We start from the raw sequence: 15,322 nt of genomic DNA on the forward strand, positions 1-15,322 counted from the left end.
GTTAACATTACCATTTTGTTCTATAGTTGATACCAAGCAAAGTTACTTTAGTATTGGTTTTAATATCTAAGCCTGCATATGGGTTTAACAAAATATTATCAACCCCTGTTTTATTGGCAAGACTACTAGTATTTGCAGGAATATCATCACGACTACGTAGAAAACCAATTGATAAATCCACATCTGTATCCTGATCAAAACGATAACCGACACCCAAACCAAACAATTGAGCATTATTAATAGGCACCATCGTGTTTCGTTTGTCATCTGGAATCGAACTTGTACGAGGTTCATAGCCCATACGTAACTTTAATCGATCTGTTGCTGAATACTCGAAGCCAATCCCCCAACGCCAAGAAGACTGAAATTTTAGAGGTAAAGATAGCGAACGCTCTGTTACATCAGCAGAAAGAAGTTTAGCAACTTTCAATAAAGAGATTTGTCGATCAAATTCGAATTTGAATTTATCCCATGCAGCAAAGTCTGTCCAGCCAAGATCAAAATTCATTTGTAAATCAGGGAAGATTTTATATTTTATACCAGCTTTAAAATGCTGAGGATATTTAAAATCCATAGCTACTAGACCAGACTCCACATCTGGTACATAACCTGGTAAGCCAAGGATTGCTGCTAAAATCTGACCAGTTGCTGATGAGTTTAGACCAGCGACAAGTTGCTGAGGCGCAGTTGCGTTATTAATTAAATATTTTCCGCGCAGTCGCATTTTGGCTTCACTTTGATAAACCATACCAAAACTGAAGTCATCTGTAGGTTCCCATAATACGCCTAAATTATAACTTGGGCTTAATGATTGCTCCAATGAAACATCCATTGCACCCATTTTACTAAATGGATTCATACCCTCTTTAGCATTACATATGCCAAATAATAGTAAATCAGTGATAATGTCTCCATTGTTCTTAAACGGAGTACACACTACTTCATCTACCATTCGTAGTACGCCAATCATTTCATTTGGAAATCGTAGATCCGTTTTAAGTGCAATTGCTTGGTAAGACATACCGAATGATGCACCAATAGACAGATGATCATTCACTTGATAACCAAAAGAAGGTGATAAATAAGTGATGCGCTCTAAGGCAACCTGTTGCCCCATATAGTTACTTGGATTACCATCTTCAGCACCAAAACCGGCAACTAAAGGTGCATACATTGCTGTTGCATAAGTTACTTTTGATCCAGGTGGTTTATATGCAATTGCTGCAGTAGGTGCGGCTAGTGGCGAATTAGGTCCTAAATCTACAATTTTCTTCAAGATTGGGACATAAATACTTGCATACTCAACATCACCATTTACCGTTCCTTTAAAATCGGTACATATTCCAGTTTTAACTTCTGGACCATCATTACAGACCAACGGATCATCTGAGTAACCAAATACATTATATCCAGCTGGCGCCGAGTATTCTCTTTTGATTGCAAAGTTAGCTAAGATACCTTGCACATCAGTTTGTAGACCATCAATTTTCGCCAGTGCAGCTGGGTTAAAGTGTACTGCACTAATTCCTGGTGGATCAGCCGTAACAGCATTACCTAACGAAAGTGAGCGCAAATCTACAGATAAGTCTTGTCCTAATTGAGCATTAGCAATATTACATAAACTTGCTAAAATAATTGCTGCCGTTAAAGGACATAATTTTAGGTATTTCACCATTACATCTCCTTAACGAACTTTTTTACCGAAACCTATAATATCGAGTGGGAATGATAAGCCCAAGGACACATCTGGCGCATCTTCCGTTAACCCAATAGCAACGGTACCATTTACAATTGTCTCTGGTGATACCCTTACGCCCAATGCAAATGACAACATGGCACTACTTTGATCCGCCGATTGATAACTTTCATTATTTTTAAAATAGAATTTTGCTCCAGTATTAAAGCTCTGTTGATAAGACATCGTTAATGATACGTCATAGTTAAATGAGTAAGCGAAGCCAAATGAAAACCCACCACTTAAACCTGGATCGAAACTTTCAAGAATACGAGGACCATTTGAACCACCTCCTCGCAGTTGATTCAAACCACTTTCTTTCAGGCCATAGTTTGCTGAAACAGATGTAAATAGCACGACAGGATCAATATATTTACGAGTACTCGCACCAAAACCGACAGAATAATACCCTTTACCTGTGGATAACTCATCAATACCAATTTCATACGGGCTATCACCCGTTTTCGTTGATAAACTACCAAACAATACTAATGGGAGACGACCTTGCTTTAGTGGAAATGGTTCCCAACGAGCACCAAAAGAAACATCTCCTAAACCCGCAGCAGTCTTTTGTTGCAACAAATCTTTTTTTGCAATGAGTGGAATAGATGCAGATAAAGTTACGTTATCGAGTAAACCATATTGTGTCGTAAATGTGTTAGTTAATGTATGGTTTGCATCTTCTTCAACACGCAGTCTAGCTAAAGCGCTTGTACTATCACCTGTAGCAAGATCCAACCTACTATCTCTATAATAGGTATAATCAATATCATAGTATGAAGAAATAATACCTTTCTTTATTAATGAATATTGACGTTCATTCGATGTAAAAACCTCTTGTAAATTCGTTTCTTTTGTTGCATCGCCTTCTTGCTTTTGTAATGCATTTGCTGCTTGATTTGCTTGGTTTTCGACTACTACAGCCGAATCTTCTTTGGCTGCATCAGAAGCTTGATTCGTTTGTGTTGTTTGCTCAGCTGGAACTTCCGTTGATTTTTGCTCCTCAGCATAAAGTGTTGTTGTGATTGCACTCATACTTAATGCCAACACGCTGATATTCATCCATGGACTTTTCATTTTGCGTTACATCCTATTAATACATTAATTTTAATGATTTCTAAATTACTTCCGCTTGTAATATAAGCGCATAAAAGTCGTAATTGGTTGATTGTAAGTAGCGGAAGCAGGATCAGCATCTAATACTCGACGCATTGTTGATGCTTTATCAGCTATGCGTTCAAATTTTTGTGTCGGAAACTGAATCTCAGCAAGAGCATATTTATTTACCGTAGCATCTTCTACATGACGCATATCAGAATCTTGTAAAGCTAATAAGTTTTTACGGTACTGCTCAGGAATATCAACGATAAAAAGCGTATTATTATCCCAAATTTGTTTAAAGCGAATTTCATCAAAACTAATATTGCCTAATGATGGATCCGCAACATACACTCGCCCATTCTTATATGCTTTATACACAACAAAATGTTTAAAGCCAGCATATGTAATAGGAACAATTGCTGGCTGCTTCAATGAAGTTAAGTCAGAGAACTCTCCACGATATCCACCACTGTTTAATCCAAGAGCCGTAACAAAGCGTTTCATATCTAATAGTGAGAAACTACGACGTTCGATAATACGCTGATATTCGCCGTATTGAAGTAAACCAGTCATCGTTTGTTGTTCGGTAAGATTTAAACCACCATAACCATTTAACAAAGTAGTTAAAGCAGCTGATCCACAGCTATAATCATAAGCCTGACGGACAATTCCTCGGAACTGATCTTCTATAGCGGGTTTAATCGTCACCGCCTCACGATGATTCCGTGAAAAAGAAGGATTACGAGAATCCAAGGTCTCTGTATAATATACAGTCCCCTCTGGTTTTTTTTCTATTTCGAAGGCTTGCGTTGTAAAATAATACATCAATGCTGAGCCTAAAGCGATCTCTAACATAAGTCTCTTTTTCTAACCGTGGCACAACCTGCCTTATTCATTTTATTTTAGTGCTTTTAAACACTACGTCCCTGCATGTTGAAGATACCTTTTTTTATAAAAAAAAACAGCTTTTTTTTAGTTTTTTTTGACGAAATGTAGTTCAAAGATAAAACTTAGTAGTATTTAAGTAATTTATTGTGATATAGACATCATTGACTTTATATTGATTTTTTTCAAGACAAAATTATGTCTCGGAAAAATAAAAAAAGCGCACATTGTGCGCTTTTTTTAAAGAAGGTTTAGTGACCAGAGATAGTGATCATAGAACCTGCTACGTTAGCTGTACCATTATTATAGTAAGTAGTTAATTTTTGAACTTCTACGTCACCGATAGAAGCAGCAGTTTGACTACCTAAATGAACACCTTTGATATAGATATCGCTTGAGTCACTAGCTACTAAAGAACCAGCAGCATTTCCTGAACCAGTAACGATTTGAAGGTAACCATTCGGGTTAGTAGCACCAGTTTCTTTACCAACTACGCTTACTTTTGCATTAACAGTTAAATTTGCACCGTTAGAATCAACAACTTTAATACTATCTAAGTAAATTTGACCTGCTGCGCGGTTACCTGCAGTACCATCAGCAAGACCTTGTTTAGTTGAGCTATCAATAATACCTAAGTTTGTAAGTTCTAAACCACCTTGCATCGTTGTATTTAATACAATCATAGCACCTTGTGGAGCAGCACCTAATTGGATGTTTGCAGTTGTAACACCTGTTTTAAGTGTTAAACCAGACAAGATCGCATTATAGTTAGCTGAGTCATTACCACGACGAACTGTAGCACCTTGAACATTAGAAGCAGAAACACCAATCTCACCGATATAGATATCTAAGCCTGAAACAGCTGCAGCAACGTTAAGGAATGCTGTATTACCTGTACCTGTACCCTTATCTGCATCAATTGTAAGATCCATGAGGTTATGAGATGCTAAAGTACGAGTTGTATCTAACGCACCACCGTTCATAGGAGCTGTGATTACAATACCATTTGCAAAGTTAGGGTTCGTTGCAGCAGTACCTTGACCATTACCTTTAATAACAATCGCACCAGAAGATGTTGTTGATGCAGTACCAGTAGCACCAGCAATACCAGTTGATGTTTGTAAACCATCGTTATCGTGAATTAAAACTTTTTCGATATCAATTCGAGAAATACCAATACCAATATTGATACCGTCTTGACCTGTTGCAGCGCTTAGTGCAGCATCATCCATTGACTGCATAGCCATTGCATTCGCGCTAATCGCCATTGAAGAAACTAAAGCTAGTTTAGTAAACATTTTCATTGAGCACTCTCCCAAGAGCATTTATTTTTTGACTTTCACTACTCTAAACTGTCCACGGTCGTTTTTTTCTTAATGACAACTTGAACTTCCAATCCTTGAGTAGTTCGTTTAGCAAGTACTAAATTACAGGTTTGTTATTTTATGTTCAACTACTGTTAATCGATTTTTATAAATAACCCGATAAACGGCATGATACTTTTTTCATGCATCACTTTAACTTATATCTTCTAACATCTGGAAAGCACTATAATTTTTTAATCAGAACTTTTAGAAAATCATAGTCAAATATCCAATTTCGACCTTTTATCATCCGCCCAAATCACTGCAAAATGTAAACAATTGCGCTTTCTTAAATCAATTCATGAAAATTGCAACTTGTTTTGCAATTTCAGTAGATAGAATCACAATACATTTCACAAATATTTTTCAAGCTTTTATCTATAGGATAAATATCAGTAGAGTTTAGATGATTGTAGTACAATTATATTTTCCAAATGTATATGAATATATTTTTGTTATATGTCTCATTTTCAGCAAAAACTTGACACGCAACTCACCTCTGCATTTGACCTTCTTATACAACTGAATGAACTAACTGGTTTAGTTTATTTATATGATAATCACACTCCGACAATTGGTTTTTTGCCTCAAGAATTCTTAGTATTAGAACAGTCAGAACTAAAAAAATTTTATAAAACTCAATTTAATAAATATAAGAATGAACAAGCAACTTTACCTATTAGCGATTTTTTAAATTTTCAAGCCAATTCAGAAAGTTCAATGAAAACTACTTTTAGTGGTGGATATATTGGCTTTTTTAGTTATGACTATAGTGCAAATCAATTTATAAGGATGGTTTCACGAAATCAACCCTGTTTTTTCTTAGGTCTATATTCGACTTTTTTAAAGTTTCAGGATGATGCTTGGTATTTTTATAGTAATGAAAATGAAGCTGAAAGTATCTATCAAAATGTCATAAATCTACTCAATCAACCAATCAATATTCAAAAGACACCTTTCTCATTATTAGAAAAATGCTATCCGCGCTGGTCTAAGCAACAATACCTACATGCATTTAATCAAGTGCAGGAATATATCAAAGCTGGTGACTGCTACCAAATTAATTTAACTCAAGAGTTTATTGCAAAAACACAAGGTTCATTATTAGATCGAGCACAGGATTTATGGGCGCTCACCCATGCACCTTACGCTGCCTATCTCAAGATACATGATTTTGAGCTACTCAGCTGTTCTCCAGAATTGTTTATCGAATTTCAAACAAATCGAAAAATTAAAACACGACCAATTAAAGGTACAATGCCTCGTTTTGATGATGCCGAGCAAGACCAACAATCTAAAGATCAGCTAAGCCGCTCTGAAAAAGATCAGGCTGAAAATGTGATGATTGTTGATTTACTTCGTAATGATTTAAGTGTTTATGCGGAAACAGGATCTGTAGAAACGACAAAACTTTTCGAAATTGAAAGCTTCAACCAAGTTCATCATATGGTCAGTGAAATCACTGCAACCTTAAAAAAAGAAGTAAACCCCATGCAGATGTTATTGTCCGCCCTTCCGGGTGGTTCAATTACAGGGGCACCCAAAATTCGCGCTATGCAAATTATTGATGAATTAGAAGGTGCTCCACGTGGCGCATATTGTGGAAGTTTGGGTTATTTTAATTTTGATGGAACAGGTTGCTGGAATATCTTAATCCGTAGTATTCAAAAATCTCAGGATCAATTATCGATGTGGGCAGGTGGCGGCATTACGGTTGCTTCTGATGCCGAAGCCGAGTACCAAGAATGCTTTGATAAAATTTCTGCCATGCTTGATTTACTCAATACATGGCAAAAATCTGAAAACTAAATTTTTCTACAGATCATAAAATTTGCGTTTTAAGCGTATTCACTAGACGTTGATTTTGTTCATCTGTACCAATTGTGATACGTAAAAATTGATTAATCCGTGGCTTATTGAAATAACGCACAATAATACCATGCTCACGTAATTGTTGAGCCAGTTGAGCAGCATCGTATTGAGGATGCGTGACAAAGATAAAATTGGCTTTCGATGGCAATACATCAAAACCTAAAGCCACGAGATCACCAACTAATTTTTCTCGACTCTCAATCACTTTGGCACATTGCGCTTCAAAATAAGCTTGATCTTCAAATGAGGCTACCGCTGCGGCAATCGCAAAACGATCAATTGGGTATGAATTAAAGCTATTCTTTACAGCTTCAAGTGCTGCAATCAAATGAGATTGAGCAATCGCAAATCCAACACGTAAACCAGCTAATGAACGTGATTTAGATGTTGTTTGGCAAACGACTAAATTTTCGTAACGATTGACCAATTGCACTGCTGACTCAGCGCCAAAATCGACATAGGCTTCATCAATCACCACGACTCGATCAGGATTTGTTTTAAGTACTTGCTCAATCTGTGCTAGTCCTAATGCAATGCTGGTTGGCGCATTCGGATTGGTAATGATGATACCGCCATTTTCCTGTGCATAATCACAAACATCAATTTCGAACTTTTCATTCAAAGGAATCTGCTTGGTTTGCGTTGCAAAAAACTGGCTATAAACAGGATAAAAACTATAGGTAATATCTGGGTAGAGGATTGGCTCTTTCTGAATAAAAAAAGCTTTAAAAATATGCGCTAAAACTTCATCCGAACCATTACCGACAAAGACTTGAGCAACATCAACATGCTGCTGTTTGGCAATTGCTTGCTTTAAAGCCGTCGCATCTGGATCTGGATACAAGCGCAAAGCATCAGCTTGGTGAGTTAAAACTGCTTGAACTGCTTCCACAACTTTAGGTGATGGTGGATATGGGTTTTCATTGGTATTGAGTTTTAGTAAGTTCTGAATCTTAGGCTGCTCACCCGGTACATATGGCTCAAGCTCACGAACTTCTGGACTCCAAAAACGCATTTGTTCTGTTGTAAACATCATTGTTCTACTCTCATATATCTCAAAAAAGGGGCTTTTATCAGCCCCTATCTATTCTTCGAATCGGTTATTGATAGCGATAGCGTGCTGAGCGTGCATGGGCATCAAGATTTTCTTCAACTGCCAACACATCTGCTGTTTTAGCCAAAGTTTTAACGCCCTCTTGTGAGCACATAATTAAACTTGAACGCTTTTGGAAATCATAAACGCCGAGCGGTGAAGAAAAACGCGCTGTACCCGAAGTCGGTAAAACATGATTTGGGCCTGCACAATAATCACCGATCGCTTCAGGCGTATAACGCCCCATAAAGATCGCACCTGCATGACGAATCTCTTGGCTCATTAATTCAGCATCATCAAGACATAATTCTAAATGCTCTGGGGCAACTTGATTAATCAGTTTAATCGCTTCCGAACGATCCTTTACTAGTACCAACGCGCCGCGATTTTGAATCGAAGTTCGAGCAATTTCTGCTTTTGGCAATTCACTTAAATGCTTTTCAATGGCTGTTTCGACAGCATTTAAAAGTGCTTCATCTGGCGTAATAAAAATGGCTTGTGCAACCGTATCATGCTCAGCTTGAGACAATACATCCATAGCCAACCATTCAGCATTATTTTCCCCTTCGGCATACACCAAAATTTCCGAAGGTCCCGCGATCATATCAATACCCACCTGACCAAAGACTGCACGTTTGGCTGCTGCCACAAAACGGTTCCCCGGTCCTGTAATTTTATCGACAGCTGGAATGGTTTGCGTTCCATAAGCTAACGCAGCAACGGCTTGAGCACCACCAATAGTAAATACTCGGCTTACCCCTGCTAAATATGCAGCTGCTAACACCAATGGATTCAATTCACCATTCGGCGCTGGCACCACCATGATAATTTCAGGAACCCCAGCTACATGTGCTGGTAAAGCATTCATAAGCACAGATGATGGATAAGATGCTAATCCACCAGGAACATAAATCCCGACGCGATCAAGTGGTGTGACTTTCTGACCTAATGTATTACCTAGATCATCAACATAAGTCCAACCTTCCTGCTTTTGTGCCTGATGGAAAGAACGAATACGTTTTGCAGCCAATTCTAAGGCTTCACGAATTTCTGTGCTTAAGCCTTCAAATGCAGTTTTAAGTTGAACTTGGGTCAGTTCCAAATCCGAGAATTGATGCGCTGGATGTCGATCGAACTGTTGTGTTAATTTAAGTACATGATCATCGCCATACTGACGAACATCAGCAATGATTTGGTCTACAGTTTGTACTAATTGAGGATCATTCACAGTTTCAAATGCTAAAAGTTCAGCAAATGCCTGTTTAAAATTTTGATCCTGAGTCGATAAACGTCGCATCAATTTACCCACAAGGCGAATAAGAGAAGGCTAAGTTTACTCTTTTTCAACACGCTTGTGGGCAAGATAACATCAGCATTTCCACCTGCTTTAATAGGAAAAATCATTTTTAGGTTTAAATATTTTAAATTTTATGTATTTAAGTCTGGATTATCCCAATCTCCATCATGCTGTATTAGCCAATTCAAAGCACCGTGACGTTCCACAACAACTGAAGCATTTAAATTTTCAGGTGCATATTGTTGTTTCAAACGAGCATCTACGCATGCCCAATCATAACGATAGGTCAAATCTGCCTGATCTAAAATTTCATCCAGATTTCTTAACTCAACTTGCTGCATAAATTCATCAAATGAGCGACAAGCAGAAACTACCTGAACTGCAAAATCACAATCTGCTATTTCATTTGGATAATTGAGTTCTTTTACAATTCCGAGTGCCCAAAGTAAAACCTAGTAAGCCTCATATTTCCAAATCATATTCACGACATCTTGTTGAGAAACCTCTTGATTTAAAATATTTCGTTCTTTAAGGGTTAACTCATCAAATACTTCAAATTTATTTAGCAAATCAACGATAAAGTCTTTAGTTTCTTGATCAAATTGCTGATTGTTTAAATCACATGCCACTTGGATAATGATCAAACACGCAATTGCTCGTTTGGCAATACTTTCAACTGAACGGGCTATAACTTCATCAGCCGATTCAATATGCGGCAACCATTCGATGTAAGGAATCGATTGTGCTTGTAATTTTAAAATAGATTCTTGTTTACGTTGCAAGGGCGTTTTCATTCTTATCTCTAATCACAAAACGATAAACCCTTTTAGCACACAGCCAAATCTAAAAGGAAGACATTCTTTCCCTTAATCAGGAGATTAAGTTATAAAAAAAACCGTTCAAAAGAACGGTTTTTTGAATCATCATGCAAAATCATACTGAACGTGATTTCACAGCTTCTTCAAGTTGCGTCAAAATTGGATTTAACACGGCTTGTTTACGTTTAAAGCTCGCTTTATTGACAATTAAACGAGAAGAAACTTTACAAATTTCTTCTAATGGCTCTAAACCATTGGCACGTAAAGTATTACCTGTATCGACCACATCGACTATGTAATCACCCAACCCAACCAAAGGTGCAAGCTCCATAGATCCATAAAGTTTGATCACATCAACTTGCTCACCTAAACTTGCATAGTATTGACGAGTAAGATTCACGTATTTAGTTGCAATTTTTAAACGGCCTTTCGGACGTTCCATGCCAACTTTACCAGCAGTCATCAATTTACAATTTGCAATTTTTAGATCAAGTAACTCATAAACATGTTGGGCGCCATGTTCCATAAGCACATCTTTACCCGCTACACCAAAATCTGCTGCACCGTTCTCAACATACGTCGGTACATCAGAAGCACGAAGAATCAAAATACGTACTTTTTTATGTGTGGTTGGGAAAATTAATTTACGTGATTTATCAGGATCTTCTAATAAATTAATACCCGCATTCTCAAGTAAAGGTAATGTCTCTTTTAGGATACGTCCTTTACTGAGTGCTAAGGTTAAACCATGATCAAAATTACCCATTACATCAAAATTTGGATCATCGTTTCTTAAGTCATTCATCCTTTTACTCGCTTAATCTGAGCACCTAAACCTTGTAACTTTTCTTCAACTTGTTCATAGCCACGATCGATATGATAGATACGATCAACTAAGGTTTCCCCTTCTGCGACTAATGCAGCGAGAACAAGAGAAAATGATGCACGTAAATCAGTCGCCATTACTGGAGCAGCTTGCAATTTATCTACGCCAGTTACGACTGCATCATGCCCTTCAACTTGAATATTTGCGCCCATACGTGACAATTCAGGAACATGCATAAAACGATTTTCAAAAATTGTTTCTGAAATCGTTGCAAAACCACGACCAATCACATTGACAGCCATAAGCTGTGCTTGCATATCAGTTGGAAATTCGGGATGAGGTAAAGTTCTAAAGCTCACAGCTTTAGGACGTTTACCTTGCATATCTAGTTCAATCCAATTATCACCACGAGTCACTTCTGCACCCATTTCTTCAAACTTATCCAATACTGCTTCTAACAATGCTGGATCCGTATGCGTGGTTTTAACTCGACCACCAGTAATTGCAGCAGCAGCTAAATATGAACCAGTTTCAATTCGATCAGCAACAACTGCATATTCACAGCCATGTAAACTTTCAACGCCTGTTACAACTAATGTATCTGTGTCTAGACCTTCAATCTTGGCACCCATTTTAATGAGCATTTGTGCAAGATCAGTAATTTCAGGTTCACGAGCAGCATTACGAATCGTCGTCACACCATCAGCCAATACAGCAGCCATCAAGATATTTTCAGTGCCACCAACAGTGACCATATCAAAAATAACTTCGCCACCTTTTAAGCGACCATCAACAGAAGCATGAACATAACCATTTTCAACTTCAATCTGCGCACCTAAAGCTTCTAATGCTTTCAAATGCTGATCAACAGGACGTGAACCAATCGCACAACCACCAGGTAATGAAACTTTAGCATTTCCATAGCGAGCCAATAGTGGACCAAGTACCAAAATTGATGCACGCATAGTTTTCACAAGTTCATAAGGTGCAAATTGATTATCTAATGTTGACGCATCCGCACGAACCGTATCCCCTTCATAGCTCATTGTAACGCCTAAGCCAGCAATCAGCTTCACTAAGGTGTTCACATCTTTTAAATGAGGTACATTCGTTAAAGTAATCGGAGAATCTGCAAGAATCATTGCAGCAAGTAAAGGCAGAGCCGCATTTTTAGCACCAGAAATACGTACTTCGCCCTCGAGTTTAACACCGCCCGTAATTAAAAATTTATCCATTAATATTTAAGCTCCGAAAAGGCTTGCTTTGCGCCATTCATCTTTTGTCATTGCGCGAATCGTAACTGCGTGCACTTCACCACTTGCGATATAAGAGTTTAATGGTGCATATACGGCTTGTTGACGAGTAATCGTACGTTTGCCATCAAACTGATCATCAACAATTCGAAGGTCGAATTTACCAGCTTGGCCACTCACTGCTACTTCTGCTTCAGGGAAAGCTTCTTTTAAAATTTGCGTGAGCTGCTCACTATTCATTACTAGACCTCTTATACAACCATGGCGTCAAACCATACATTTTACTATAACTTTTTCAGATAATTCAGTAAGCCGTTTCTTTTTTTATCGATAAAAAAAAGAGGCTATTTGCAAAGCCTCTTTTGATAAAAAAACTTAAGTTAAAATTGCCAGCTCATGTTGATAAGAACACTGTATTTTTCTATGTTTTGCAAGCTGTCTTTTTAGTTTTTCTGTTAATTTATTAATCGAAGTATACATATCATCTGCTGTCGCCTGCGCAAACAGCTCAATCCCCGGTAAGCGAATAATCGCCTCAGCAATATGATTAGAGCTCCCCTTATGAGAACGTTTATCAATTTGATGATCTTTAGCCAATTTAATTTGCATACTATTCACTTGATCTAGATGCTTAGTCATTTGACTAAATTTCATTTTTATATTTTCTTCAATAGCAGGCGTAATGGTTAAATGGTGTCCACGAATCGTTATTTGCATAATTCTATCCCTCACCTTTTCTAAGGATACAAAGAATCGCACAAGCAAATTTAATGCATATTAAGATTCAACATTCATTAAATCATTTTAGCGATTCCTTTAGTGACTATTAATAAGATTCATTATTCCGTAATAATGAACCCCTAGAATAGTCACACCTTGAAATTTAGATCAAGACTTTTCTTTCCGAAGATGATGGAATATGTAACGATTCACGATATTTTGCGACTGTACGTCGAGCTACTTCAATCCCCTCATCTTTCAACATTTCCGCAATTGCATTATCAGACAAAGGCTTACGCGGATTTTCATTCGAAACCAATTTTTTAATCATTGCCCGAATCGCAGTTGAAGATGCCTCACCACCTGTCGTCGTTCCAACATGACTTGAAAAAAAGTATTTCAATTCAAATAAACCACGTGGTGTAAGCATATATTTATTAGTTGTTACACGTGAAACAGTGGATTCATGTAATTCAACTTCCTCTGCAACATCACGGAGAACTAAAGGCTTCATCGCCTCAGGTCCTTGTTCAAGAAAAGCTCGCTGATGTTCCACAATACAAGTTGAAACTTTGAGTAATGTTTTATGCCGCTCGTCTATGCTTTTAATAAAATTTTTCGCCTCAAGCATTTGATTACGTAAATAAACATTATCATCACTCTGATCAGCACGACGAATCATATTTGAATAAAAAGAATTAATCCTTAATTTAGGCATAACATCAGGATTAAGCTGCACTTGCCAATGCTGATCTTTCTTGGAAACCACAACATCAGGAACTTGATATTCAGATTCTTGTTGGCTAAATTCTAAACCAGGATATGGTTTTAATGTTTTTAATAAATCAACAGCACCTTTCAACTGCTCTTTAGACAAACCCGTTTGTTTCAATAATTTATTTAAATCATTTGCTATTAATAATTCATAATACTTGAGTAGACACTTTGCTTCGGCTAAGTATGATTTTTTTTGATCTATGCCTTCTAATTGGATCTTTAAACATTCTGCTAAATTTCGAGAACCCACTCCAATTGGATCTAAACGTTGAATATGTTTTAAAACAACAATAATTTCATCTTCTTCAACCTCATCAGCACTCTCCATTTCCTGTAATAGCCGAGTAACTGCAAGCAAAATATCATCTAATTCAGCATCTAAAAACCCTTTATCATCTAAAGAATCAACGATGCAATAAGCAATTAATTTATCTAATGTGGAAAAATGTAATAAATTTACTTGCTCTAAGATATGTTCTTTTAAACTCAATTGAACTTGACGATTATCCTCTCGTTCCTCATATTCTGGCGACGCTAATGCAGTTGATTGATGTGTATAAATATCATCCCATTCGGTATCAACAGGCAAGTCATTTGGTAAATGATCTGCATTAAGTTCAGTTGTTAAATCTCCTGACTCACTAATCTCTGAAGTAGATAAACTTTCTGTTGTATTATTTTCTTCAATTTTTTCCAGTAACGGATTACTATCTAATTGAATTTGTATTTCTTGCTCCAATTCCAAGCTAGAAAGTTGTAGTAAACGAATTGCCTGTTGTAATTGAGGGGTTAACGATAAACTATTCGCAACTTTCAACCCTACAGATAATTTCATACTAAGACTTCCCTTTTTAAATAAGCAAAAAACATGCCCATAAAAATATTTATAACATAAAGCAATGTTTACGCCTATAAGCAAAGCTCTTTTCTACTGATTAATCTGCTCAAAAATAGCAAAGGTGCAAATATTTATTGTGATAGAGGGTTGTATCCCTCTCATTTAACAAACATGCAAACAGCATAGAATTATTTTATGTTTTGCTGCTTAAGACATTCAAGCATTTCTTCAAGCACATTCTTTCCCAGGTTCTTCGCACAAGCTCATTTAAATCCCCTGCTAGAAAGCCGGACTAAGTCGTACTCGTTGAACCAGAAGAATGCGCATAACGACCAGAAGTAGACCAGACCTTTTTATCTAATGTAATAAAAGCTACATATAGCTCACCGTCAGGATCATCCAATATCCATTCACGAACAACTCTAGGTTCTTGATTTTGTTTCTCTGTATTTTTTTTAATGCTATTCAATATTAAGAAACACAAATAGATAGAAGCAATAGCAGATAAAAGTGTATAAAAAATCATGCTAACCCATCTTTATTAATTATTCGACATATTGCTAAGAGAATAACACAACTCTAATTTCTCCATATGACACAATTTTCATCAGACTAAAATTTATTCTTAAATCAATCCCCAATTTATTTCCCCACGATAAAAAACACCCCCAACTGTTAGGTTGGGGGTGTTTAGTATTTAAAAGCTGGCGATGACTTACTCTCACATGGCAAACGGAAGGGAT

Annotated in this window: 13 protein-coding genes and 1 pseudogene; 1 reads left to right on the top strand and 13 read right to left on the bottom strand. The window is 37.1% G+C overall.

Annotation, left to right across the window (positions count from 1 at the left end):
- Window positions 1-7: 7 nt before the first annotated feature.
- The 4 genes from filD to filA all read right to left on the bottom strand — a co-directional run bounded on the left by filD (window position 8) and on the right by filA (window position 5,025).
- A complete protein-coding gene (gene filD / locus IEV17_RS14095) occupies window positions 8-1,672 on the bottom strand; it encodes a putative pilus system OmpP1/FadL family transporter FilD (RefSeq protein ID WP_171062464.1) in 1,665 nt (554 codons plus the stop codon).
- Window positions 1,673-1,684: 12 nt separating this feature from the next.
- Complete coding sequence (gene filC, locus IEV17_RS14100) at window positions 1,685-2,812, bottom strand: putative pilus system protein FilC (RefSeq protein ID WP_004663827.1); 1,128 nt, start codon at window positions 2,810-2,812, stop codon at window positions 1,685-1,687.
- A gap of 45 nt (window positions 2,813-2,857) precedes the next feature.
- Window positions 2,858-3,691, bottom strand: a complete 834-nt coding sequence (filB, locus tag IEV17_RS14105; RefSeq protein WP_004663829.1) for a putative pilus system C39 family peptidase FilB — start codon at window positions 3,689-3,691, stop codon at window positions 2,858-2,860.
- A 281-nt stretch (window positions 3,692-3,972) separates the two neighbouring features.
- A complete protein-coding gene (gene filA, locus IEV17_RS14110; protein WP_004663831.1) occupies window positions 3,973-5,025 on the bottom strand; it encodes a putative pilus system protein FilA in 1,053 nt (350 codons plus the stop codon).
- A gap of 519 nt (window positions 5,026-5,544) precedes the next feature.
- Between filA and IEV17_RS14115 the strand changes: the two genes are divergently transcribed.
- Window positions 5,545-6,894, top strand: a complete 1,350-nt coding sequence (locus IEV17_RS14115) for an anthranilate synthase component I family protein (RefSeq protein ID WP_004663833.1) — start codon at window positions 5,545-5,547, stop codon at window positions 6,892-6,894.
- Between the two features lie 13 nt (window positions 6,895-6,907).
- Here IEV17_RS14115 and hisC read toward each other — a convergent pair whose 3' ends face one another.
- The 9 genes and pseudogenes from hisC to IEV17_RS14160 form a co-directional block, all read right to left on the bottom strand.
- Window positions 6,908-7,993 carry a histidinol-phosphate transaminase gene (gene hisC, locus IEV17_RS14120; RefSeq protein WP_004663834.1) on the bottom strand — a complete coding sequence of 362 codons (1,086 nt, stop codon included), beginning with the start codon at window positions 7,991-7,993 and terminating at the stop codon, window positions 6,908-6,910.
- Window positions 7,994-8,057: 64 nt separating this feature from the next.
- Window positions 8,058-9,347 carry a histidinol dehydrogenase gene (gene hisD / locus IEV17_RS14125; RefSeq protein ID WP_004663835.1) on the bottom strand — a complete coding sequence of 430 codons (1,290 nt, stop codon included), beginning with the start codon at window positions 9,345-9,347 and terminating at the stop codon, window positions 8,058-8,060.
- A 131-nt stretch (window positions 9,348-9,478) separates the two neighbouring features.
- Window positions 9,479-10,141 (bottom strand): annotated as a pseudogene (locus IEV17_RS14130) (DUF4272 domain-containing protein).
- 139 nt (window positions 10,142-10,280) lie between these two features.
- Entirely contained in the window at window positions 10,281-10,970 is a 690-nt protein-coding gene (hisG, locus tag IEV17_RS14135; protein WP_004663840.1) for an ATP phosphoribosyltransferase, read from the bottom strand.
- Entirely contained in the window at window positions 10,967-12,226 is a 1,260-nt protein-coding gene (murA, locus tag IEV17_RS14140; protein WP_004663842.1) for a UDP-N-acetylglucosamine 1-carboxyvinyltransferase, read from the bottom strand. Before murA ends, hisG begins: the two co-directional genes overlap by 4 nt.
- A gap of 6 nt (window positions 12,227-12,232) precedes the next feature.
- Window positions 12,233-12,484 carry a BolA family iron metabolism protein IbaG gene (gene ibaG, locus IEV17_RS14145; RefSeq protein ID WP_004663844.1) on the bottom strand — a complete coding sequence of 84 codons (252 nt, stop codon included), beginning with the start codon at window positions 12,482-12,484 and terminating at the stop codon, window positions 12,233-12,235.
- A 135-nt stretch (window positions 12,485-12,619) separates the two neighbouring features.
- Entirely contained in the window at window positions 12,620-12,961 is a 342-nt protein-coding gene (hpf, locus tag IEV17_RS14150) for a ribosome hibernation-promoting factor, HPF/YfiA family (RefSeq protein ID WP_004663846.1), read from the bottom strand.
- A 166-nt stretch (window positions 12,962-13,127) separates the two neighbouring features.
- Window positions 13,128-14,576 carry an RNA polymerase factor sigma-54 gene (locus IEV17_RS14155; RefSeq protein ID WP_004663847.1) on the bottom strand — a complete coding sequence of 483 codons (1,449 nt, stop codon included), beginning with the start codon at window positions 14,574-14,576 and terminating at the stop codon, window positions 13,128-13,130.
- Window positions 14,577-14,871: 295 nt separating this feature from the next.
- Window positions 14,872-15,048: a hypothetical protein gene (locus IEV17_RS14160; RefSeq protein WP_227554477.1), complete on the bottom strand. Its 177-nt coding sequence runs from the start codon at window positions 15,046-15,048 to the stop codon at window positions 14,872-14,874.
- Window positions 15,049-15,322 lie beyond the last annotated feature (274 nt).

The sequence above is a fragment of the Acinetobacter modestus genome (assembly GCF_014636095.1).
Lineage (GTDB): Bacteria > Pseudomonadota > Gammaproteobacteria > Pseudomonadales > Moraxellaceae > Acinetobacter > Acinetobacter modestus.